The following is a 22,338-nucleotide window of genomic DNA, read 5'->3' as shown; positions in this document are numbered from 1 at the left end:
CGATCGACAGGAGGAACGCGCTTTGGACCACACCTTGGACAAATACGTCCTGACGCGGCGCAGCCTCGTCGCGACCGGGCTCAGCGTCGCGGCCGCGGCCTCGACGGGCGCCGCACAGGCTCAGGGCACGCCGGCCCCGGCCGCCGATCCGGCAAAGCCCGGCACGCTGAACACCGCGCCCGTCTCGCAGGCCGGGTTGTCACCGCGCCTGACCATGCACGCCATCGACAACTTCCACGGCACGCCCGGTGCCGGCATGGTCTGCGACCTCGCGATGCACGACGGCGAGGGATACAAAGTTCTCAAAACCGTCACCACCGCGCCGAGCGGGCGGACCACCGACCCACTCCTGGTCGATGACGCCTTCAAGGCCGGCCGCTACGAGCTGGTGATGCACGTCGAGGAATACTTCGCGAAGTTCGGCGTGAAGCTGCCCAGCCCGAATTTTCTCGGCCTCGTGCCGATCCGCTTCCGGATCCGCGACGCTGGCCAGCGCTATCATCTGCCGGTGCTGTTCACGCCCTGGGGCTACTCGTACTACCGCGGCAGCTAGGTCGCCGGTCCCGCAACACCATCAGGAGATCCGCAATGGCCGGCATCACCACCCACGTGCTCGACACCGATCGCGGCCGCCCCGCCGCAGGGGTGCGCATCGACTTCTCCGTCCTGGACAACGGCCAGTGGCGGCTCATCAAGAGCGTCGTCACCAACGCCGACGGCCGCACCGACGGGCCGCTCCTCCCGGCCGATAAGGCCGAGACCGGTCAGTACCAGCTAGAATTCCACGTCGACCAGTATTTCCAGTCCCGGCCCGGCACGTCGGAAGCCGACATCTTCATCGACAACCCGGTCGTGCGCTTCGCCGTCTTCGACGCCAAGCAGCACTACCACGTGCCGATGCTGTGCGCGCCGTCGAGCTTCACCACCTACCGCGGAAGCTGAGCACGATGATCGAGCTTGCCGGCATCAACGACCTCGACCGCGACGCCTTCGTCGATCGCCTGGGCGGCGTGTTCGAGCATGCGGCCTGGGTCGCGCGGGCGGCCTACGACAAGCGGCCCTTCGCGACCGTATCGGAGCTGCACGGGGCCATGATGGCGGCCGTGCGCGACGCATCGGCGAATAAGCGCCTGACCTTCCTCAACGGCCATCCGGAACTCGCCGGTCCGGAGGCGCGGGCACGGGCGATGACGGCCGATTCCGCGCAGGAACAGGGAAGCGCCGGGCTCGACCGGCTCTCGGACGCGGATGCCGACGCCTTCGACCGCCTGAACGCCGCCTACCGGCAGCGTTTCGGTTTCCCGTTCATCGTCGCCGTGCGCGGCCGCGACCTGCGGGACATCCGGGTGCTGTTCGAGCAACGCCTCGGGCGCGCGCGGGCTGAGGAAGAGGCGACTGCCCTCGACGAGATCGCCGCGATCACGCGGATGCGGCTCGACCGGCTGGTCCGCGATCCCGCGGGCTGAGGGGAGGGCACGGGCGAGCCGGCAATCCAGAACTGGCGTCCGCGCAAGGCGCCGGCGCGTCGTACGCGTCGCGCCTTCGGTCCGTGTATCTCGACAGGGCGCAGATTGCCCGAGGGCAGACACGGCGAGGCCAAGCTCACCGCCGGCCTCGTCGCATCCGCGGAGCGATCTGTTCGTTACTGTGATCGGAAGACCAGCACGGCTACAGGCGGCTGACGGACCTGAGCGCGCCCGACCACGTCGCAGCGGACGCGTCGGCATCGTCCAGGCCGAAATGGGCGTCGCGCCGGGCCACACCGGCGATCTCTGTCTGCCAGATAGCTGCGAACGGATCGGGACTTGGTGTCGGCCACGCCCCGCAGGTCGAGCGGATCTGCCGGCGGCAGGGCTCGACGCTGCCAGCCGGGAGACCCGAGCGCGGCCCTTCCGGGATGGGGACGGCTGACGCTCGCGGCTGGGGCGGTTCACCGCGACCACGTCCAATTCACGCCTTCGATCCGGCGCACACCCTCGATGGACGCGGGTCCATCCGAGCCCCGCCGGCGATCATCGCGGTCGCAACGGCGCCGTAGGCACCAACGGTCGATCCTCGCCGGCTTGTAGTCCCGACGCGCTCATGAACGCGCCGCCGGACCGGCCCGGCTCATGACCACCCGCCGACCCGTGAAGGGCAAGGACGCGCCGCGACGGCGCTCCAGAAGTGGAACCGCGCGTGCGACGCCGCACAGCCGGAAGAACCGTTCGTTGACCGAGCACGCTCGACCATATAGATGATGTTCATCATTTTTAAGCGCTGACCACGGAGGCGCGCTATGGACGCGAGATGGCTGCTCGGGCTTCCTGCACTGGCGCTCGCGGCATGCTCGCCGGCCGAGACCGCCGTGCCCTCGGAGCCGCCGCTGGTTCAGACGGTCGCGGTCGCCCCGGCTACAGCTGGCCTCGCGCGCTACACCGGCGTCATCCGCGCCCGCACGGAGAGCAATCTCGGCTTCCGGGTCGGCGGCAAGATCTTCGAGCGCTTGGTCGATCCGGGCGACCATGTGCGCCTCGGTCAGCCGCTGATGCGACTCGACCGGACGGACTTCACCCTGGCACTGAACGCGGCGCGGGCCTCCGTCGAAGCGGCCCGGGCGCAGATGATCAAGGCCCGCGCCGACGAAGAACGCAGCCGCAAGCTCGTCGGCGACGGCTGGACCTCCAAGCAGACCTACGACCAGAACAAGGCCGCGGCGGACGCCGCCATCGCGCAGTTCGCCAATGCCGAGGCCCAGGCGAGCCAGGTCGCCAATCAGGCGGGCTATTCGGAACTGCAGGCCGATTCCGACGGCGTCGTGATGGAGGTGCCGACCGAACCGGGACAGGTGGTCGCCGCCGGGCAGACCGTCGTCAAGCTGGCACGGGACGGCGCCCGCGAGGCCGAGGTGTTCCTGCCCGAGGCGAGCCGGCGACTGGCCCAGGGTGCTGCGTCGGCGACGCTCTATGCCGAGGGCGAGGCCACCTATCCGGCCCGGCTGCGCGAGTTGTCCGCCACCGCCGACCCGGCCACGCGCACGTACCGGGCGCGCTACATCCTGTCGGGCGGGGGCGAGGATGCGCCGCTCGGAGCGACCGTGACGCTCCGGCTCAAGCCGGCGGAGACCGGGCGCACGGCGTCGGTCGACGTGCCGCTCGGGGCCCTCTTCGACGTCGGTCACGGCCCGGCGGTCTGGACCTACGACGCCGAAACGAAGACCGTCAGCCCCCGGCCGGTCACCCTGGGGCGCATCTCCGAAGAGGGTGCCGAGGTCGTCGCCGGCCTGATCCCCGGCGACCGGATCGTGTCGCTCGGCGCGCACCTCCTCCAGGCCGGCCAGACGGTGCGGCAGGCCCCCGCGAGCCTGACGGGACTCGTCCGATGAGCGGCCTCAATCTCTCCGCCCTCGCGGTCCGGGAGCGTGCCGTCACGCTCTTCCTGATTATCGCGGTGACCGCCGCCGGCGTCTTCGCCTTCCAGAAGCTCGGCCGCGCCGAGGATCCGGCCTTCACGGTCAAGACGATGGCGGTCTCCGCGGCGTGGCCCGGCGCGACCACCTCGGAGATCCAGCGGCAGGTCGCCGACCCGCTGGAGAAGCGGCTGCAGGAGCTCGTCTACTACGATCGGGTCGAGACCACGGTCCGGCCCGGAATCATGCTGATGAAGGTCTATTTCAGGGACAGCATGCCGCCGGCCAAGCTGCAGGAGCAGTTCTACCAGGCCCGCAAGAAGCTCTCCGATCAGGCGTCGAGCCTGCCGCGCGGCGTGCTCGGCCCGCTGTTCAACGACGAGTTCTCGGACGTCTACTTCGCCCTCTACGCCCTGCAGGCGCAGGGCCTGCCGCATCGGCACCTCGTGCTGCGCGCAGAGGATCTGCGCCAGCGGCTGCTGCGCGTGCCCGGCGTCGAGAAGATCAACATCCTCGGCGAGCAGGCCCAGAAGATCTTCGTCGAGGTTTCCTACCAGCGCCTCGCGACGCTCGGCATCACCGGCCAGCAGTTGCTGGCGGCGCTGGCCAACCAGAACGACGTGACGCCGGCCGGCTTCGTCGAGGCCGATGGCCCGCGGGTCTATCTGCGGCTGGACGGCGCCATCGACGGCCTCGACGCGATCCGCAACCTGCCGGTGGCGGCAGGTGACCGCAGTCTCAAGCTCGGCGACATCGCCGAGGTGAAGCGCGGCTACGAGGATCCGAAGGTCTTCGCGATCCGCAACGACGGCGAGCCGGCCCTGATGCTCGGACTGGTGATGAAGCCGGGATTCAACGGGCTGGCCCTCGGCGAGGTGCTGAACGCCGAGGAGGTGGCGATCCACCACGAACTCCCGGCGGGCATCACCTTCACCAAGATCACCGATCAAGCGAAGGTCATCGACGACGCCATCCATGAGTTCATGGTGAAGTTCTTCACCGCCCTCTCGGTGGTCATCGTCGTCAGCCTCGTGGCCCTCGGCTTCCGGGTCGGCATCGTCGTGGCGCTCGCTGTCCCGATCACCCTCGCGGCCGTGTTCGTGGTCATGATGGTCACCGGCCGCGACTTCGACCGCATCACGCTGGGCGCCCTCATCATCGCGCTGGGCCTGCTCGTCGACGACGCCATCATCGCCATCGAGATGATGGTGGTGCGCATGGAGGAAGGTGCCGACCGCATCGCGGCGGCCACCCATGCCTGGAGCGCCACCGCGGCGCCGATGCTCACCGGCACCCTCGTCACCATCGCGGGCTTCCTGCCCGTGGGGTTCGCCGCCTCCACGGCGGGGGAGTATGCCGGCAACATCTTCTGGGTGGTCGGCTTCGCGCTGATCATCTCGTGGATCGTGGCCGTGACCTTCACGCCCTATCTCGGCGTGAAGCTTTTGCCCGACATCAAGAAGGTGGAGGGCGGGCACGAGGCGATCTACGCCACGCCGAACTACCGGCGCCTGCGCCGCGTGGTCCGGGCCTCCGTCGACCACAAGTGGCTGGCGGCCGGCATCACCGTGGCCCTGTTCGCCTCGGCGGTGGTCGGCATGGGCAAGGTCGAGAAGCAGTTCTTCCCGAACTCCGAGCGCCCCGAACTCATCGTCGAGGTGACCCTGCCCACCGGATCCGCGTTCGCCAGCACCGAGGCGAGCGTCCGGAAGGTCGAAGCGGCCGTCCGGCAACTACCGGAAGCGCGCGCGATCACGAGCTACATCGGTCAGGGCATGCCGCGCTTCGTGCTCTCCTTCGATCCGGAACTGCCGGACCCCGCCTTCGCGCAGATCGTGGTCCAGACTCCCGATGCGGCCGCGCGCGACGCGCTCCGCATCAAGCTTCGCAAGCTCGTCAGTGACGGGCACTTCCCCGAGGCGCGGGTCCGCGTGCTGCAGATCGTGTTCGGGCCGCCGATCCGCTTTCCCGTCGCCTTCCGGGTGGTCGGGCCGGACCCCGCGGTGATCCACGCCATCGCAGAGCAGGTCCGCGACGTGATGACGGCCAACCCCGATATGCGGCTCGTCCACCTCGACTGGGGCGACAGGACGCCAACCCTGCATCTCGCCCTCGACCAGGAACGCCTGCGCCTCATCGGCCTGACGCCCAAGGAGGCCGGCCAGCAGCTGCAGAGCTACCTCAACGGTACGCCGGCGACGCAGGTCCGTGAGAACCTGCGCACCGTCGACGTGCTGTTGCGTAGCCCCGGCCCCGAGCGGCGATCGCTGGGCGACATCGGCGACCTCACCCTGACCACGCATGACGGGCGCCAAGTCCCGCTCTCGCAGGTCGCCCGCCTGGAGAGCCGCACCGAGGACGCGGTGCTCAAGCGCTACAACCGCGAGACATACATCCGCGTTCAGGGTGACGTGCTTGACGGCCGACAGCCCCCGGACGTCCACGCGCGGATCCATCCCCTGCTCGACCCGATCAAGGCGACGCTGCCGCCGGGCTACCGCATCGACACGGCCGGAGCGGTGGAAGAGAGCGCCAAGGCGATGAATGCGCTCGTGTCCGTCTTCCCGCTCATGCTGATCGTGACGCTCACGGTGATCATGCTGCAGGTGCGATCGTTCACCACCATGTTCATGGTGTTCGCGACCGCGCCGCTGGGGCTCGTCGGTGCCGTCCCGACGCTGCTCGTCTTTCACCAGCCCTTCGGCTTCAACGCGATCCTCGGCCTGATCGCGCTCTCGGGCATCCTGATGCGCAACACGCTCATCCTGGTGGACCAGATCCATCACGACCGCGCAGCGGGGCTGTCGGATTACGACGCCATCGTCGAGTCGACGGTGCGCCGGGCCCGTCCGGTGATCCTGACCGCCGCGGCCGCCATGCTGGCCTTCATCCCGCTCACCCACTCGGTGTTCTGGGGTGCGCTGGCCTACGTGCTGATCGGCGGTGTCGGGGTCGGGACCCTGCTGACCCTGCTGTTCCTGCCCGCGCTCTACGCCCTCTGGTTCCGGGTCGAGCGCGCGGCGTGCCCAGGGGCGGTCGCCGCCGCTGCGGGAGCGCCGCCCGGCCTCGCTAACTGACGGAGCGTTCCCGGCGGCGCCTTCTTAAATGACGCCATGCATTTATATAAGAGGTCTCATCGCAGGATCGGACCATGCCCCGCGTCTCGCAGGAACAGGCCAGACAGAACCGGCAAAGGGTCGTCGCTATGGCGGCGGCCCTGTTCCGCGAACGCGGTCTGCACGGGGTCGGCCTCGCCGACATCATGGCGTCCGCCGGGCTGACCCACGGCGGCTTCTACGACCAGTTTGCCAACAAGGACGCTCTGGCGGTCGAGGCGTTCGATTCGGCACTGGCAGAGGAGCGCCGGGAAATCGGCGACGCCCTCATCGCGAACTATCTATCGACAGCCCATGTCCAGGATCCTGGAAAGGGATGCCCGCTCGCTGCGCTGGCCAACGACGTGGCGCGGGAGCCGCCCGACAGCCAGATGCGCGTCCGCTTCACGCGGGGCGTCGAGGGCCTCGCCGCTCTTCTCGCCGGGTGACCCCGCGGCTGTCCAAGGGGCGGCGGCGCCAGCAGTCTCTGGCCGCCCTCTCGACGCTCGTGGGTGCCGTGGTCCTGGCGCGCGCCGTCAATGACGAGGCTTTGGCGAAGGAGTTGCTTGAAGCGGCGACCGCGTCGACGACAAGTTGAGGTCGAGGCGGACCGTGTCCCACTGCGTGCGGTGAGCCTGTTACGGACGGGTGAACGACGCTGATAGCGTTCGTTGATCATCGTCCACGCGGCACGCGCGAGTGACCGGGGTTCGCAATGTCTCGCGGTCTCGCCAAGCCAATAGCGCAACGCTGTTCCCGCCGCGCTCTCGGCTGGTCCAGACGATCGATCCCGCGGTGTCTGCACCTCGTCGCCACGTGCCGCACCGCCATCCCTGGCGGCCAGTCACGCCCGAAGCCGTGCCTGGGGCAGAGCGGTCGCATTCCCGGGGCGTCCCAGCCACGCCCCCGCTGCAAGTGCGCCTGCATTGACGAGGGCGAGGGCGGCGAGGCCGGCGCCGAGGGCGAGGAACAGGCCAGCCAGACCGTAGCCAAGGTGCAGGGCGAGCACGCCGCCAGCGAGCGCGACGGTGACCCGGAGCAGGCCCGCCGCCAGCGGCCAGCCAACCTGCCCCGCGCCCTGAGCGGCGAAGTACAGAGCGAGCCCGACTCCGAAGAGACCATAGGCAGGTCCGACGAGGCGGAGATACTGCGCGCCAACAACCAGCATGGAGTTATCCGCGCCGAACAGGCGCAGCCAGACTTCAGGGCGGAGCGCGGCGCCGACCCCGATGCCTTCGGCGAGGAGACCGGCGATCACCGCCCCCGTCCAGGCCACCTGCCGGGCGCGGGCCGTGTCGCCTGCCCCCACCGCGGTCCCGACCATCGCGGCCAGCGGCGCCCCGAGGCCGAACACCATGGGCACGAGGAGGTATTCGAGCCGCGCGCCGGTGCCGTACCCCGCGACCGCCGCGGGTCCGGCCACGCCGACGAGCCCGGTCGCCGTGGCAATGGTCACGTTCGTTGTGGCGCTGACGACGGCGGAGAGGGCACCGATCCGCAGGATCGACGCCAGCGCCGCCCGCGACAGGGCTGGCGGCCGGACAGGCGGATGCAGGACGCTGCGGCCCGACCACAGGTAAGCGGTGAAGACGACGATCCCGGCCGCGTAGTAGGCGAGCACCGCGACCGCTCCGCCGACGACCCCAAGATGCGGCAGCGGTCCCAGGCCGAAGATCAGCGCGGGCGAGAGCGGGATGAGGGCGACCGTGCCTGCACACATCACTGCGGCCGGCAGCAGCATGTTGCCGGTGCCGCGGATGACGGCGGCGAGCGCGTTGAACAGCCAGAGCAGCACGGCGCCGGCGAAGACCACGTCCGAATAGGCAAGCGCGGCCGTGAGTGAGGCTCCGCGCCCGCCCATGGCGGCATAGAGGTGCGGGCCGGCCAGGAGCGCCGCACCGGTCGTGAGCACCCCGAGGCCGAGCGTGATCGCCACCGCGTGCCAGACCAGGCCGTTCGCCTCCGCCAACCGTCCGCCGCCCAGCGCCCGCGAGACAGCCGACAGCATGCCGCCGCCGACCGCGCCGGCGGAGATCATTTGGACCAGCATCAGCATTGGGAAGACGAGGGCCATGCCTGCCAGGGCATCGGTGCCTAGACGGGCGATGAAGTAGGTCTCGATCAGGCCGGTCGAGGCCTGGGCCGTGGTCATCAGGACGTTGGGGCCGGCAAGCCACAGCAACGTCCCTAGGACCGGTCCTCGAAGCAGGCGTTCCGTCCGCGTGTCCCGCTCGAAGGGCCTCCCGCTGCCTGGACCAGACGGACCGGAAGCGATCACGGATCCCGTCGATGGGCTCTGCCGACATCCGGTCATGAGTTTCGGGTCCGCTCTGCCAGGACCGGATCCATGGCCGGGGGCGGAGTGTCGCCCCGGCTCGGCGCGTCGAGGAGCAGGCAGGTAGTGCTCGCCGTTGCACAGAGGCGGCCCGTCACGTCGGTGAGTCTCGCCTCCGCCACCGCCTGTCGGCGCCCGGCATGGACGATCTCTCCCACCGCCAAAAGCGGCCCGGACGCGGCCGTGACCGCGCGCAGGTAGTTCACCTTGATCTCCAGCGTGGTGTAGCCGCGACCGAGGGGCAGCGTCGAATGAACGGCGCAGCCCATCACGCTGTCGAGGAGCGAGGCGAGCGCACCCCCGTGGACGGAGCCGAGCGGGTTGTAGAGATATTCGCCCGGCCCCATGCGCATCGTGACCCGTCCCGGATCGGCCGAGACGAGATCGATCCCGAGCAGAGCGATCAGCAGCGGAGGTGGAACCTCCCCCGCCAGCATCGCCCGCAGGAAGGCGAGGCCGTCGAGGCCCTGGCCGGCCTTCGCCACGAGGGCGGGGTCGGACCATTCCACCAGGCGGCGGCGGGACGGCGCAGGGTCGCGGGCGGTTTCAGTGGGCATCGGTGACGGGTCCTCTGGGTGGTCCGACCTTGCGCATCAGCGGCACGAGGGCGGTGGCGAGGGCGAAGCAGCCAGCGATGACCACGAAGGCGTCGGCGTAGGTCATGGTCTGCGCCTCCCGGTAGGTGAGCGACCAGAGCTGCTTGAGCGCGGCCGCGTGGTTGTGGGCCGGGTCGCCGGAGAGCCCGGCCGCCATCCGCGCCTCAAGGCTCCCCAGGCTCGCGCGCATCGCCGGGTTCGCCGGGTTGAGATGCTCGGCGAGCCGGAGGAAGTGCAGGTTCGTGCGGTCGTTGAGGATCGTCGCACAGGCCGCGATGCCGATGGCGCCGCCGAGGTTGCGCATCAGGTTGAACAGCCCGGAGGCGAGCTTCAGCTTGGCCGGGGCGAGACCGCCCAGGGTCAGCGTGACCGTCGGAGCGACGGCGAATTGCTGCGCGAAGCCCCGCAGCGCCTGCGGCCAGAGCAGTTCGCGCCAGCCCCATTCATGGGTGATCGGCGTGAACGACCACATGCTCAGGCCGAACAAACCGAGTCCGAACATCATCAGCCAGCGCAGGTCGATGTGCCGGGCGAGGATCGCGTAGACCGGGATCGCCATCACCTGGAACACGCCGGTGGAGAACACCGCGAGCCCGATCTGCAGGGCCGAGAAGCCGCGCACCCGGCCGAGGAACAGGGGTGTGAGGTAGATCGTGGCGAAGATGCCGATGCCGGTGACGAAGGAGAACAGGCAGCCGAGGGCGAAGTTGCGGCTCCGGAGGGCGGTCAGGTCGACGAGCGGGTGGGCGTAGGTGAGGCTGCGCCACAGGAAGCCGGTCCCGGCCAGTCCCGAGATCCAGGCCGTCGCGCGGATGGTCGAATCCTCGGTCCAGTTCCAGCGCGGTCCTTCCTCGAGGGTGTATTCGAGGCAGCCGAGGAACAGCGCCATCAGGGCGATGCCGAGCCAGTCGGCGGTCTTGACGAGGGCCGGCTCCGGCTCGTCCACCCGCACCATCAGCGGCACCACGACGGCGACGAAGACCCCCGGCACGAGGTTCACGAAGAACAGCCAGTGCCAGGAATAGTTGTCGGTGATCCAGCCGCCCACCGTCGGACCCAGCGTCGGGGCGAGGGAGGAGAGCGCCCCGATCGTCGCGGCGGCCAACACGATCTTTCTGCCGGGGAAGAACGCGAAGGCCTTGGTGAAGACGGTCGGGATCATCGAGCCGCCGAGGAATCCCTGGAGCGCCCGGAAGACGATCATGCTCTCGATGTCCCAGGCCCAGCCGCAGAGCAGGCTGGTGGCGGTGAAGCCGGCGGCCGAGGCGCAGAACAGCCAGCGGGTCGACATCACCCGGGCGAGGAAGCCCGACAGCGGGATCACGATGATCTCGGCGATCAGGTAGCTGGTCTGCACCCAGGCGACCTCGTCGGGGCTCGCCGAGAGCCCGCCACCGATCTCCTTCAGGGAGGCCGAGACGATCTGGATGTCGAGGAGCGCGATGAAGAAGCCGACGCACATCACCGCGAAGGCGAAGACCTTCTGCGCCTCGCTCAGCGGCGTGGGGCCGGCGGCGCTCACCGGGTCAGCGCCCCGACGACGAGCCCGCCGGGCGCGGGCGCGTCAGCCTCCGGCGCGCCGCCCCGGCGATCGACCGAGGCCGTCACCGACAGGCCCGGGCGCAGGCGCCCGAGTCGTCCGCCATCGCCGTCGAGGCGGATGCGGACGGGCACCCGCTGGACGATCTTGGTGAAGTTGCCGGTGGCGTTCTCCGCGGGCAGCACGCTGAACTGCGCGCCGGTCGCCGGGGCGAGGCTCTCGACATGTCCGGCGAAGATCTCGCCGGGCAGGATGTCGGCCACGATGCCGACGCTCTGACCCGGACGCATCCGCGCGAGCTGGCTCTCCTTGAAGTTTGCGTCGACCCAGAGGCCGTCCGCCGGCACGAGGGCGACGAGCCCGGCGCCGGGCGTGGCGTAGGAGCCCGTGCGGGCGCTGCGGTTGCCCACCACGCCGTCGGCAGGCGCGCGGATCTCCGTGTAGCCGAGGTTGAGCCGGGCGATGTCGCGCTCGGCCGCGGCCTGCGCCCGGGCGGCCTCCGCCTGCCGGCACTGGGTGTCGATGACGGCGATCCGCCGCTCGGCGGCATCCAGGCTGGCCCGGGCCCTGGCGACCGCGGCGGCGGCCTTCTTGTCGTCGGCGTCCGCCTGCTGGAAGCGCTGCTCCGAGGCGTAGCTCTTCGCCGCGAGCTGACGGTAGCGGTCGACGTCGAAGCGGGTGCGGGCGGCCTCGGCCTCGACACCGGTCAGGTCGGCGCGGCTTTGCGCGATGACCGCCTCCTGCAGGCGCCGCGTGGCCGCGAGGTTGAGGAGCGTGGCGTCCTGCCCCGCCACCGCCGCCTCCGCCCTGGCCAGGGCGGCACGGTAATCCCGGTCGTCGAGGCGGATGAGGACGTCTCCGGCGCGGACGCGCTGGTTGTCGCGCACCAGGACCTCGGAGACGACGCCCGCGACGCGGGGGGCGATCACCGTGACGTCGCCGCCGACATAGGCGTCGTCGGTGCTCTCGATGAACCGGCCGTCCTCCCACCAGAAGCGCCCGTAGAGCCCGGCTCCGGTGAGCGCCAGGAGAGCGATCCCGCTGAACGCCGCGCGCTTGCGCGACAGGCGCCGCTTCGAAGTTGCGCGGCGCTCTTCGCCGTCGTCCTTCGCGAACGCATCGATTGTCGCGGCCTCGCCCATCCCATGCCTCCCGGCGTCAGATCGTGGTGGGGCGCTCGAAGCGGCGCCGGAGCCTGTCGCTGGCGGCCGGCCCCGCGGCGACGCGGACTCCCTCCTCCAGGGGACGGCCCGTCCGCCGGTCCACCACGACCGGATCGACGGGCTGGCCGGTGGCCGGATCGGTCAGGATCACGCTCTCCCCCTCGGGGGCGAGGTGGCGGTTGCCCCAGGCGAACAGGGTCCAGAGCACCGGCCGGAAATCCCGCCCCTTGTCGGTGAGGACGTATTCGTACCGCGGCGGCCGCTCCTGATAGGGCCGCCGCTCCATGAGCCCGGCCTCGCACAGCGCCTTGAGCCGGCGGGTCAGCATGTTCGGGGCGATCCCCAGACTCTGTTCGAACTGGTCGAACCGGGTCAGTCCGTAGAAGGCGTCCCGCAGGATGAGGATGCTCCACCACTCGCCCACCCGGTCCAGGGACCGGGCGACGGGACAGGGCATCTGGTCGAAGGGTGTGCGCTGCATGAAGCCATGATCGCCGGCTAACTTTCATGATGCAAGTGACTCGGCGCGACCCGGCCCGCACACCCCCAGTCACGCCTCACGCCGAGGCGCGGTAACGCTCCGCGGCGTGGGACTGCGCGAAGTTCGGGACCATCGCGATCCGCGCGGCTTCGAAGGCCGACCATTGGCCGGCATCCGGCAGGGGCGGGATCGTCACGTCCTCCCGGCGGTCGAAGCCCTGGAGCGCCGCATCCACGAGGTCCCCGACCTCCATCACGCCTTGGAGCGTGTTCACGTCGCGGCCGGACCGCTCCCAGATCTCGGTGCGCGTCGCCGCCGGAAGGACGGCCTGGACGTAGACGCCCTTCGGACCCAGCTCGCGCTGGAGCCCCTGGCTCAGGAACAGCATGTACGACTTGGTCGCCCCGTACACGGCCATGCCGAACTCGGGGGCGAGGCCGACGACCGAGCCGATATTCACGATGACGCCCGACCCCGCCTGCGCGAAGCGCGGCGCGACGGCGCTGGCGAGCCGCGTCGGCGCGGTGACGTTGAGGGCGACCAGCGCGGCGGCCGCGGCCGGATCCTGATCGAGGAAGCTTCCGTGCCCGGCCGCGCCGGCATTGTTCACCAGCACGCCGATGCGCGCATCCTCCCGGAGCCGTGCCTCGATCCGCAGGAGATCGGCCTCGGCCGTGAGATCGGCGGGTAGCACGTCGATCGCGACACCTGTCTCGGCGCGCAGCCGCTCCGCCAGGACCGTGAGCCGTGCGGCATCCCGGGCGACGAGGACGAGATCGTGGCCGCGGCGGGCGAAGCGGTCGGCATAGGTGGCGCCGATGCCCGAGGAGGCGCCGGTGATTAGGACGGTTGAGGTGTCGCTCATGGTCGGGGGTCCCATCTCCTTAACATGACGGTCATCATGTGAAATGAACATGATGACCGTCATGAAAGTGGTCAAGGCCGTCCGTGGTCCGGGCGGGTGAGGTTGCGCACATGGAGGTGGGCCGAGGGCAGGCCGCCGAGGCGTATGGGACGATCCGCCTTCGGGCTGCCCGTCTCGCGCCAAGCACGACGCCGCCTGGATCGCGGCGCCGCCCGGACGCCGAGATGTTCGTGCTTTGTTCCTCGAAGGACGTTGAGCGGGCCGGCCGGCCCGCTCAACGTCCATGATCGCTGCCGCTGCTGTCTACGAGCGAGGGCGCACGCAATCCGGTTCGCGTCGCCCTCGCGCAAGGTGGGGTAAGGGAGGGGGCTTCGGGTCGACGCTCCACTGGCGAAGCTCCCACCCCCTCCGACAGAGGCTGATCCTACCTCTCCGTCCCGCTTGCTCCCGAGCGTGTCACGAGCAGCCGGTGGTGCTCCCGCATGTGTCGCACTTCAGGCAGGTGCCGTTACGGACCAGCGTGAAGTTGGCGCATTCCGGGCAGGCCTCGCCGACGTAGCCCTTCATCTTCGCCTCGGCGCGGCGGTCGGCGACGCTCCGCTCCGCTTTGGCGAAGGGGAGGGTGTCGGCGATCGTCTCGGCCTGACCGGCCGCCGCTGGCTCGGCCTTCAACGCCGCGCTGCCGCGGATCGCGTGGACGGTGCCGCCGGCCGGGGCCGACTGTCCTGCGCTCGCCGCGCCCACGCCGAGGCTGGCGCCGGCCGGGCCGCCCTGGATCAGGGTCAGCCGGTCGGCCGAGCCGCGCAGCAGACCGCGCGACACGATCGAGGAGGCCGGGGCCGGCTTCGGACCCTCGCGGGTCGTGTCGCCGCTCTCTCCGCCGCCGATCACCGTGCCGCCGATCTCGGCGGGGCTGACATGGGCGAGGTCGGCGCGGCCGAGATACGAGACCGCCAGCTCCCGGAACACGTAGTCGAGGAGCGAGGTCGCGTTCTTGATCGCGTCGTTACCCTGCACGAAGCCGGCCGGCTCGAACCGCGTGAAGGTGAAAGCCTCCACGTACTCCTCCAGCGGCACGCCGTATTGGAGGCCGAGCGAGATCGCGATGGCGAAGTTGTTCATCAGGCTCCGGAAGGTCGCGCCCTCCTTGTGCATGTCGATGAAGATCTCGCCGAGGCGGCCGTCGTCGTACTCGCCGGTGCGCAGGTAGACCTTGTGGCCGCCCACCACCGCCTTCTGGGTGTAGCCCTTCCGGCGGGCCGGCAGCTTCTCCCGGGAGCGGATCCGCTCGACGCGCTCGATCACGCGCTCGACGATCTTCTCCGCGGCGGCGGCGGCCTTGGCGGCGGCCGGCGCCTGGATCAGCGCCTCGATCCCCTCATCGGCCTCGTCCTCCTCATCGGAGATCAGCGCGGCGTTGAGCGGCTGCGACAGCTTCGAGCCGTCGCGGTAGAGGGCATTCGCCTTGAGGGCGAGACGCCAGGACATCAGGTAGGCGGCCTTGCAATCCTCGACCGTGGCGTCGTTCGGCATGTTGATGGTCTTGGAGATGGCCCCCGAGATGAAGGGCTGCGCCGCCGCCATCATGCGGATGTGGCTCTCGACCGACAGGTAGCGCTTGCCGATCCGGCCGCACGGGTTGGCGCAGTCGAAGACCGGGTAATGCTCGAGCTTGAGGCCCGGCGCCCCCTCGAGCGTCATCGCCCCGCAGATATGGGTGTTGGCGGCCTCGATCTCCTTCTTGGAGAAGCCGAGGAAGGGCAGCAGCTCGAAGGTCGGGTCCGCGAGCTTCTCGGCCGGGACCTTGAGGGTCTGGGTCAGGAAGTCGTCGCCGAGCGTCCAGCGGTTGAACACGAACTTGATGTCGAAGGCCGACTTCAGGCCCTTCTCGACGGCCGCGATCTTCTCGTCCGAAAAGCCCTTGGCGCGCAGCGTCGTCGGGTTGATAGCCGGCGCCTGGCCCATCGAGCCGTGGCCCACCGCGTAGGCCTCGATCTCGGCGATCTCGGATTCGCGGTAACCGAGCGCCCGGAGGGCGTCCGGAGCGGCCTGGTTGATGATCTTGAAGTAGCCGCCGCCGGCGAGCTTCTTGAACTTCACCAGGGCGAAGTCGGGCTCGATGCCGGTGGTGTCGCAATCCATCACGAGGCCGATCGTGCCGGTGGGCGCGATCACGGTGGCCTGGGCGTTGCGGTAGCCGTGCTCCTCGCCGAGCTTGAGCGCCCGGTCCCAGGCGGCCCGGGCGTGGTCGCCCAGATCGGCCTGCGGGATGTTGGCGTGGTCGAGGGCGACCGGCGCGACGTTCAGGAACTCGTAGCCCTCGGCCTCGCCATGAGCGGCCCGGCGATGGTTGCGGATGACCCGCAGCATCGCGTCGGCGTTCTCGTCATAGGCCGGGAAGGTGCCGAGTTCCGCCGCCATCTCGGCCGAGGTGGCGTAGGCCACACCGGTCATGATCGCCGTGAGGGCGCCGGCCAGAGCCCGGCCCGCGTCGGAATCGTAGGGCAGACCCATGGTCATCAGCAGGCCGCCGATATTGGCGTAGCCGAGGCCGAGCGTCCGGTAGCGGTAGGAGAGCTCCGCGATCTCCTTCGACGGGAACTGCGCCATCATCACGGAGATCTCGAGCACCACCGTCCAGAGACGGTTGAGGTGCTCGAACGCCTCCACGTCGAAGCGCTTGGTGTCCCGGTCGTACATCGTCAGCAGGTTCGCCGAGGCGAGGTTGCAGGCGGTGTCGTCGAGGAACATGTACTCGGAGCACGGGTTCGAGGCCCGGATCCGCCCGCCCGCCGGGCAGGTGTGCCAGTCGTTCATCGTGGTGTTGAAGTGCAGGCCCGGATCCGCCGAGGCCCAGGCGGCCTCGCCGATCCGCTCCCACAGGTCGCGGGCCTTCAGGGTCTTGGTGACCTTGCCGGTGGTGCGGGCGGTCAGCTGCCAGTCGGCATCCGCCTCGACGGCGCGCAGGAAGTCGTCGGTCAGCGAGACCGAGTTGTTGGAGTTCTGACCGGCGACCGTGAGGTAGGCCTCCGAATCCCAGTCGGTGTCGTAGACGGGGAACTCGATCTTGGTGAAGCCCTGACGGGCGAACTGCACCACGCGCTTGATGTAGGAATCCGGCACGGAGGCGCGGCGGGCGGCCCTGATCTCGCGCTTGAGGGCCGGGTTGCGCTCCGGATCGAAGCAGGCATCGCCCTCGGCCTCGCACTGCGTGCAGGCCTTCATCACCAGGGTCAGGTGCTTGGAGACGACCTTCGAGCCGGTCACCAGGGCGGCGACCTTCTGCTCCTCCTTCACCTTCCAGTCGATGAAGGCCTCGATATCCGGGTGGTCGATGTCGACGATCACCATCTTGGCGGCGCGCCGCGTGGTGCCGCCCGACTTGATCGCGCCGGCCGCCCGGTCGCCGATCTTCAGGAAGCTCATCAGCCCCGAGGACTTGCCGCCGCCGCCGAGCTTCTCGTTCTCCGAGCGCAGCATCGAGAAGTTGGAGCCGGTGCCGGAGCCGTACTTGAACAGGCGCGCCTCACGCACCCACAGGTCCATGATGCCGCCGTCGTTGACGAGGTCGTCCTGGACCGACTGGATGAAGCAGGCATGCGGCTGCGGATGCTCGTAGGCCGAGGCCGACTTGGTCAGCACGCCGGTCTGCGGGTCGCAGTAATAGTGGCCCTGGCTCGGGCCATCGATGCCGTAGGCCCAGTGCAGGCCGGTGTTGAACCATTGCGGCGAGTTCGGCGCCACCATCTGGCGGGCCAGCATGAAGCGCAGCTCGTCCATGAAGGCCGAGGCCGCCTCCTCCGAGGAGAAGTAGCCGCCCTTCCAGCCCCAGTAGGTCCAGCAGCCGGCAAGCCGGTCGAAGACCTGCGTGGCGGAGGATTCGGAGACGAAGCGCTCGTCCTCGGGGAGCTCGGCCAGGGCCGCGTCGTCCGGAACCGAGCGCCACAGGAACGACGGGACCGCGTTCTCCTCGACCTTGCGCAGCCGCGCCGGGACGCCCGCCTTGCGGAAGTACTTCTGGGCGAGCACGTCGCTCGCCACCTGGCTCCAGCTCTCCGGGACATCGATGCCGTCGAGACGGAACACCACCGACCCGTCGGGATTGCGGATCTCGCTCAACGCCTTGCGGAAGGGGATGCCGGCGTAGGGCGACTGGCCGGCCGTGGTGTAGCGACGCTCGAACCGCATGAAACACACCTCTCCCAACGGGACGCGACGGTCCCGGCCCCGTGCGACACGGGGTCATTGCCCGATCATGGGATGCGGACCCGGCCGCGGCCGGGGGCCGGGCGCGTGTCGGATACGCGATCGAATATTGAAGCGGTCGCCCCTGCCCAACGCGCCACTCCGGGGCGCGACCGATGCCGGGAGATTAACGCCGCCTCCGCTCTCACGTCAACAAGTGGTGTTCGGCGCCTCGGTTCCCCGCTAGATGTTGTGCCGGCTCGCAAAAGCCTGTGGATATCCTCCGGCCTTCGGATAAGTGTCCTTCCGGCTTTTCAGAATCGCGGCGGGAAAATTTTAAATTCACAGCGCCGCGCGACGCGGTTTTTCGCCGGACCGGTTTTCCGGCTTCATCGGTGCCCGGGCGTTGCCGCATAGCGACACAACCGCAAGGCGGCTGGACTTGCGCGCGGACGGTCACCATAACGGCGCCCGGAAGCGCCCGCGCGGCGCGACACGATTCCGGGACCGGCGATGGCGCTGAAGGACACTTTGCTGCGCGTCTTCACGTGGTGGAACGGCCAGACCGTCTCCCTCGCGATGCAGACCGCCCGCAGCGGCATCTTCGTCGGCGAGGACGAGCTCGGGAACAAGTACTACAAGGCGGAGGGCGCGCTGATCGACCGGTCGGTGGGATCGGAGCGGCGCTGGGTCGTCTACAACGGCTACGCCGACGCCTCGAAGGTGCCGCCGGGCTGGCGCGGCTGGCTCTGCCACAACGTCGACGTCGCGCCGAGCGAGGAGGATTACAAGGCCCACCCCTGGCAGCAGCCGCACGTCGAGAACCAGACCGGCACGGCCAACGCCTACCGGCCGGCGGGCTCGCAGCTCTCCTGGGGCCAGCGGCCGGCGGCGACCGGCGACTACGTGTCCTGGACGCCGGGCGAGTAGAGAGACCGGCTCTCGCGGCTCCGGCGCCCTTTTGCCGCCACCGTTCCGGTGTTCATGGCGGGCCAATCCAGACCGTCCGCCGCATTTCCGACGGCGCGACCGGCCACCCTCGTCTAGGGGTCCGAGCCTTGAGCCGCATCACCGCCCTCGCACGCCGCGCGCTCGCCCCGAGCCTCGCGCTCGCCCTCTGCGCGAGCCCGGCCGCCGCCGACAAGATCAAGAACCCGACCGCGGTCTTCTCCGGCCTCGACAAGATCACCGGCCGGATCGTGTCGTTCGAGGTGGCGGTGGACGAGACCGTGCAGTTCGGCGCCCTGCAGCTCACCCCGCGGGTCTGCTACACGCGCCCGCCCACCGAGAGCGCCAAGACCACGGCGTTCCTCGAGGTCGACGAGGTGACCCTCGACAACAAGTACCGCCGGATATTCACCGGCTGGATGTTCGCGTCGAGCCCGGGCCTGCACGCGATCGAGCACCCGATCTACGACGTCTGGCTGGTCGACTGTAAGGGCGGCAGCGACGTGATCGCCGAGGCCAAGGAGCAGGAGGACGTCCCGGCCATGGCGGCCAAGCCCGAGAAGGCGAAGCGCCCCGGCAAGGACGCGACCAAGACCGCCCAGCAGCTCAACGCCAACGGTCAGTTGGACGTGGAGGCGCCGCGCGGTGTGCCGGTACAGCCCCGGCAGAAGCCCTCGCGCAAGTTCTTCCCGTCGAACGAGGGCCCGGCGCCGGCCCCGCCGCCTCCGCCGCAGCCGCAGAACCTGTTCGACGCGCTGTTCCGCTAGGGCGCGGCCATTTCGGCTCCGGTCGATCGGGACGGCCGCCTCCGCCGGTGAGATGCGGCACCACCGGCCGTTTCCGGTCGAACGCTCCGGTCGTTTCAGCCCACTCGGTCGTCGCGAGCGCAGCGAAGCGAACCAGGGATTCGCGCGCTACCAAGCGTGGCGCAGCTGGAGTGCTTCGCTGCGCGCGCAAAGACGGCGCAACCGATCGGATCGACCGGAAACGGTATCACGCGTCCGCCTGCGGCGCGCCGCCGAAGCCTAAGCCCCGTCGCCGCTTCCCAGCGCCTCCAGCACCCGCGCGCCCCGCACCGAACCGTCGCTTGGCCAGACGTGCCAGTCGGCGCCCTGGTCGAGCGCCTCGGCGAGGCGCCGCTTGTAGACGTGGCGCGGCAGCTCCTCGGCCCCGAACTGCGTGAGGTGCTCGGTCACGAACTGCGTGTCGGCGAGCCGGTAGCGCCCCGCGCGCAGGCGTCCCATCAGGTGGACCAGGGCGACCTTGGAGGCGTCGCGGACCTCGTGGAACATGCTCTCGCCGAAGAAGGCCGCCCCCAGCGAGACCCCGTACAGGCCGCCGACGAGCCGCCCGCCCGCGTAGACCTCCACCGTGTGGACGTGGCCGATATCGTAGAGCGCGCCGTAGAGTTCGCGGATACGCCCGTTGATCCAGGTGCGCTCGCTGTCCCGGCGGGGGGCGGCGCAGCCGTCGATCACGCCATCGAAATCCGTGTCGGAGCGGACCTCGAACTGGTCGGAGCGCACCGTCCGGGCGAGACGACGGGGGACCCGGAAGTCGTCGAGGGGCAACACGCCGCGCGCCTTGGGCTCGACCCAGTAGAGGGTCGGGTCGTCGGCATCCTCGGCCATCGGGAAGATGCCCGCCGCGTAGGCCTTGAGCAGGATCTCGGGGGTGATGTCCACGCGGCTGGGATCGTGCATGGCCTCAGTGTCGCGCGCGGGCGTCGCGAAGACCAGATCCCGCGGGGCGGCCCGGTCGCCGCAGACCCACCCGAACCCGTCAGGCCTTCATGCCGCCGGCATCCAGGAAATGCTCCAGCCAGTGGATGTCGTAAAGGCCATTCTGCACGTCCGGATTGCGGACCAGAGTCCGGAACAGCGGCAGCGTCGTGTCGATCCCGTCGATGACGAACTCGTCGAGCGCCCGGCGCAGGCGCATCAGACACTCGTTGCGGGTGCGGCCGTGGACGATGAGCTTGCCGATCAGCGAATCGTAGTTCGGCGGGATCCGGTAGCCCTGGAACGCCGCCGAATCGACGCGGACGCCGAGCCCGCCCGGCGTGTGGTAATGGGTGATCTCGCCCGGCGACGGACGGAAGGTCTCCGGGTGCTCGGCGTTGATCCGGCACTCGATGGCGTGGCCCTCGACCTTGATGTCGGACTGGCTGACCGAGAGCGAGCCGCCGGCGGCGACCTGGATCTGCTCGATCACGAGGTCGATGCCGGTGATCATCTCGGTCACTGGGTGCTCGACCTGGATGCGGGTGTTCATCTCGATGAAGTAGAACCGCCCGTCCTCGTACAGGAACTCGACCGTGCCGGCGCCGAGATAGCCGAGTTCCTTCATGGCGTTGGCACAGATGCCGCCGATCTCGGCGCGCATCGATTCGTTGAGCGCCGGCGAGCCGCCTTCCTCCCAGACCTTCTGGTGGCGGCGCTGGAGCGAGCAGTCGCGCTCGGCGAGGTGGACCGCGCCGCCGCGCCCGTCGCCGAGAACCTGCACCTCGATGTGACGGGGCTTCTCCAGGTACTTCTCGAGATAGACCGCGTCGTCGCCGAAGGCGGCCTTGGCCTCGGAGCGGGCCATGCCGATGGCCTGCTCCAGGTCGGCCTCGGTGCGCGCCACCTTCATGCCGCGCCCGCCGCCGCCCGCCGCGGCCTTGACCAGCACCGGGTAGCCGATCTCGGCGGCCACCCGCTTGGCGGTGTCGGCATCCTCGACGCCGCCCTCGGAGCCGGGGACGCAGGGGATGCCGAGCTTCAGCGCCGTGCGCTTGGCCTCGATCTTGTCGCCCATGGTGCGGATGTGCTGCGCCTTGGGACCGATGAAGCCGATCTGGTGATGGGCCAGTACCTCGGCGAACCGGGCATTCTCCGAGAGGAAGCCGTAGCCGGGATGGACCGCATCCGCGCCGGTGATCTCGCAGGCCGCGATGATCGACGGGATGTTGAGGTAACTCTCGCGGGCGGAGGGCGGGCCGATGCAGACGCTCTCGTCGGCGAGCCGCACATGCATGGCGTCCGCGTCGGCGGTGGAGTGGACCGCCACGGTGGCGATCCCGAGCTCCTTCGCCGCCCGCAGGATGCGCAGGGCGATCTCGCCGCGATTCGCGATCAGGATCTTGTCGAACATGGGATCCGTTAGGGCGTCCTGGCGATCCCGGACCGCTCAGGATGCACTATCCTCTCGTTGGGCGGCGTTTTCCAGGACAGAGCTCAAGCGCTCTAGCTGATGACGAGCAGAGCCTCGCCGAACTCAACCGGCTGGCCGTCCTCCACGAAGATGGCGGTCACGGTGCCGGCGCGGGGCGCCACGATCTCGTTGAAGGTCTTCATCGCCTCGATGAGCAGCAGCTTCTCGCCGACCTCCACCTTCGAACCGATATCCACGAAGGTCTTGGCGTCGGGCGAGGGCCGGAGATAGGCGGTGCCGACCATCGGCGACGGGACGCTTCCCGGCTGGGACCGCACCGGTTCGGCGGGAGCGAGCGCGGAGGGAGCGGCGGGGGCCGCCGGCGCGGGCGCGGCCATCGCGGCCACCGGCGCCGCCACCTGGACGCTCACGGGCTCGAGCCGCCGCGCGACGCGGATGCGCAGGTCGCCCTTCTCGACCTCGATCTCGGACAGGCCGGTCTCGGTGACGAGGTTGGCAAGCTCGCGCACGAGCTCGGGATCGATGGCGTCGTTCTTTGGCATCCGGCCTACTTCGTATCGCGGCGCATCGGCCCGACCATCCGGGT

18 protein-coding genes are annotated in these 22,338 nt (G+C 69.7%); 8 read left to right on the top strand and 10 right to left on the bottom strand.

What is annotated here, in order from left to right; genetic code table 11:
• The first annotated feature begins 22 nt into the window (after positions 1-22).
• From uraH (ACLBX9_RS28215) to ACLBX9_RS28190, 6 genes are all read left to right on the top strand, one after another.
• Positions 23-553: a hydroxyisourate hydrolase gene (gene uraH, locus ACLBX9_RS28215; RefSeq protein WP_447721215.1), complete on the top strand. Its 531-nt coding sequence runs from the start codon at positions 23-25 to the stop codon at positions 551-553.
• A gap of 35 nt (positions 554-588) precedes the next feature.
• The gene (uraH, locus tag ACLBX9_RS28210; protein ID WP_010683423.1) at positions 589-942 is read left to right on the top strand and encodes a hydroxyisourate hydrolase; all 354 of its coding nucleotides are present in this window, start codon (positions 589-591) and stop codon (positions 940-942) included.
• Positions 943-947: 5 nt separating this feature from the next.
• Positions 948-1,466 carry a 2-oxo-4-hydroxy-4-carboxy-5-ureidoimidazoline decarboxylase gene (uraD, locus tag ACLBX9_RS28205; protein ID WP_447721214.1) on the top strand — a complete coding sequence of 173 codons (519 nt, stop codon included), beginning with the start codon at positions 948-950 and terminating at the stop codon, positions 1,464-1,466.
• 812 nt (positions 1,467-2,278) lie between these two features.
• On the top strand, positions 2,279-3,364 hold the full coding sequence (locus ACLBX9_RS28200; RefSeq protein ID WP_447721213.1) for an efflux RND transporter periplasmic adaptor subunit: 1,086 nt from the start codon (positions 2,279-2,281) through the stop codon (positions 3,362-3,364).
• Positions 3,361-6,465, top strand: coding sequence for an efflux RND transporter permease subunit (locus ACLBX9_RS28195; RefSeq protein WP_447721212.1), 3,105 nt, complete (start codon positions 3,361-3,363; stop codon positions 6,463-6,465). The genes ACLBX9_RS28200 and ACLBX9_RS28195 overlap by 4 nt, the downstream gene beginning before the upstream one ends.
• Positions 6,466-6,539: 74 nt before the next feature.
• A complete protein-coding gene (locus tag ACLBX9_RS28190) occupies positions 6,540-6,932 on the top strand; it encodes a TetR/AcrR family transcriptional regulator (protein WP_447721211.1) in 393 nt (130 codons plus the stop codon).
• Positions 6,933-7,327: 395 nt separating this feature from the next.
• Here the strand turns inward: ACLBX9_RS28190 and ACLBX9_RS28185 are convergent, their stop codons facing one another.
• The 7 genes from ACLBX9_RS28185 to ACLBX9_RS28155 form a co-directional block, all read right to left on the bottom strand.
• On the bottom strand, positions 7,328-8,635 hold the full coding sequence (locus tag ACLBX9_RS28185) for an MATE family efflux transporter (protein WP_447721210.1): 1,308 nt from the start codon (positions 8,633-8,635) through the stop codon (positions 7,328-7,330).
• Positions 8,636-8,793: 158 nt separating this feature from the next.
• The gene (locus ACLBX9_RS28180; protein WP_447721209.1) at positions 8,794-9,375 is read right to left on the bottom strand and encodes a PaaI family thioesterase; all 582 of its coding nucleotides are present in this window, start codon (positions 9,373-9,375) and stop codon (positions 8,794-8,796) included.
• Positions 9,365-10,936: a DHA2 family efflux MFS transporter permease subunit gene (locus tag ACLBX9_RS28175; protein ID WP_447721208.1), complete on the bottom strand. Its 1,572-nt coding sequence runs from the start codon at positions 10,934-10,936 to the stop codon at positions 9,365-9,367. Before ACLBX9_RS28175 ends, ACLBX9_RS28180 begins: the two co-directional genes overlap by 11 nt.
• Positions 10,933-12,096 carry an HlyD family secretion protein gene (locus ACLBX9_RS28170; RefSeq protein ID WP_447721207.1) on the bottom strand — a complete coding sequence of 388 codons (1,164 nt, stop codon included), beginning with the start codon at positions 12,094-12,096 and terminating at the stop codon, positions 10,933-10,935. The genes ACLBX9_RS28175 and ACLBX9_RS28170 overlap by 4 nt, the downstream gene beginning before the upstream one ends.
• 16 nt (positions 12,097-12,112) lie before the next feature.
• Positions 12,113-12,598 carry a winged helix-turn-helix transcriptional regulator gene (locus tag ACLBX9_RS28165; protein ID WP_447721206.1) on the bottom strand — a complete coding sequence of 162 codons (486 nt, stop codon included), beginning with the start codon at positions 12,596-12,598 and terminating at the stop codon, positions 12,113-12,115.
• 76 nt (positions 12,599-12,674) lie between these two features.
• Complete coding sequence (locus tag ACLBX9_RS28160) at positions 12,675-13,463, bottom strand: SDR family NAD(P)-dependent oxidoreductase (protein WP_447721205.1); 789 nt, start codon at positions 13,461-13,463, stop codon at positions 12,675-12,677.
• Positions 13,464-13,919: 456 nt separating this feature from the next.
• Positions 13,920-17,651: a vitamin B12-dependent ribonucleotide reductase gene (locus ACLBX9_RS28155; protein ID WP_447721204.1), complete on the bottom strand. Its 3,732-nt coding sequence runs from the start codon at positions 17,649-17,651 to the stop codon at positions 13,920-13,922.
• A 510-nt stretch (positions 17,652-18,161) separates the two neighbouring features.
• On the opposite strand from ACLBX9_RS28155, the gene ACLBX9_RS28150 reads away from it, so the two are divergent.
• Together ACLBX9_RS28150 and ACLBX9_RS28145 are read left to right on the top strand one after the other, a co-directional pair.
• Positions 18,162-18,578 (top strand): NADH:ubiquinone oxidoreductase subunit NDUFA12, encoded by a 417-nt coding sequence (locus tag ACLBX9_RS28150; RefSeq protein WP_010683411.1) that lies wholly within the window; start codon positions 18,162-18,164, stop codon positions 18,576-18,578.
• Between the two features lie 128 nt (positions 18,579-18,706).
• Positions 18,707-19,363 (top strand): DUF2155 domain-containing protein, encoded by a 657-nt coding sequence (locus tag ACLBX9_RS28145; RefSeq protein WP_447721203.1) that lies wholly within the window; start codon positions 18,707-18,709, stop codon positions 19,361-19,363.
• A 258-nt stretch (positions 19,364-19,621) separates the two neighbouring features.
• On the opposite strand, the gene aat is transcribed toward ACLBX9_RS28145, so the two are convergent.
• The 3 genes from aat to accB form a co-directional block, all read right to left on the bottom strand.
• On the bottom strand, positions 19,622-20,299 hold the full coding sequence (aat, locus tag ACLBX9_RS28140) for a leucyl/phenylalanyl-tRNA--protein transferase (protein ID WP_010683409.1): 678 nt from the start codon (positions 20,297-20,299) through the stop codon (positions 19,622-19,624).
• Between the two features lie 79 nt (positions 20,300-20,378).
• Entirely contained in the window at positions 20,379-21,731 is a 1,353-nt protein-coding gene (accC, locus tag ACLBX9_RS28135; RefSeq protein WP_447721202.1) for an acetyl-CoA carboxylase biotin carboxylase subunit, read from the bottom strand.
• 92 nt (positions 21,732-21,823) lie between these two features.
• A complete protein-coding gene (accB, locus tag ACLBX9_RS28130; RefSeq protein ID WP_010683407.1) occupies positions 21,824-22,294 on the bottom strand; it encodes an acetyl-CoA carboxylase biotin carboxyl carrier protein in 471 nt (156 codons plus the stop codon).
• Positions 22,295-22,338: the final 44 nt, after the last annotated feature.

This window comes from Methylobacterium sp. A49B, from assembly GCF_053346215.1.
This window is presented reverse-complemented; position numbering and strand designations above follow the sequence as displayed.

Bases quoted from the DNA above. Each gene is read 5' to 3' on its own strand.
- uraH (WP_010683423.1), top strand. From the start codon at position 589: ATGGCCGGCATCACCACCCACGTGCTCGACACCGATCGCGGCCGCCCC.
- uraD (WP_447721214.1), top strand. From the start codon at position 948: ATGATCGAGCTTGCCGGCATCAACGACCTCGACCGCGACGCCTTCGTC.
- ACLBX9_RS28200 (WP_447721213.1), top strand. From the start codon at position 2,279: ATGGACGCGAGATGGCTGCTCGGGCTTCCTGCACTGGCGCTCGCGGCA.
- ACLBX9_RS28195 (WP_447721212.1), top strand. From the start codon at position 3,361: ATGAGCGGCCTCAATCTCTCCGCCCTCGCGGTCCGGGAGCGTGCCGTC.
- ACLBX9_RS28190 (WP_447721211.1), top strand. From the start codon at position 6,540: ATGCCCCGCGTCTCGCAGGAACAGGCCAGACAGAACCGGCAAAGGGTC.
- ACLBX9_RS28185 (WP_447721210.1), bottom strand. From the start codon at position 8,635: ATGACCACGGCCCAGGCCTCGACCGGCCTGATCGAGACCTACTTCATC.
- ACLBX9_RS28180 (WP_447721209.1), bottom strand. From the start codon at position 9,375: ATGCCCACTGAAACCGCCCGCGACCCTGCGCCGTCCCGCCGCCGCCTG.
- ACLBX9_RS28170 (WP_447721207.1), bottom strand. From the start codon at position 12,096: ATGGGCGAGGCCGCGACAATCGATGCGTTCGCGAAGGACGACGGCGAA.
- ACLBX9_RS28165 (WP_447721206.1), bottom strand. From the start codon at position 12,598: ATGCAGCGCACACCCTTCGACCAGATGCCCTGTCCCGTCGCCCGGTCC.
- ACLBX9_RS28160 (WP_447721205.1), bottom strand. From the start codon at position 13,463: ATGAGCGACACCTCAACCGTCCTAATCACCGGCGCCTCCTCGGGCATC.
- ACLBX9_RS28155 (WP_447721204.1), bottom strand. From the start codon at position 17,651: ATGCGGTTCGAGCGTCGCTACACCACGGCCGGCCAGTCGCCCTACGCC.
- ACLBX9_RS28150 (WP_010683411.1), top strand. From the start codon at position 18,162: ATGGCGCTGAAGGACACTTTGCTGCGCGTCTTCACGTGGTGGAACGGC.
- aat (WP_010683409.1), bottom strand. From the start codon at position 20,299: ATGCACGATCCCAGCCGCGTGGACATCACCCCCGAGATCCTGCTCAAG.
- accC (WP_447721202.1), bottom strand. From the start codon at position 21,731: ATGTTCGACAAGATCCTGATCGCGAATCGCGGCGAGATCGCCCTGCGC.
- accB (WP_010683407.1), bottom strand. From the start codon at position 22,294: ATGCCAAAGAACGACGCCATCGATCCCGAGCTCGTGCGCGAGCTTGCC.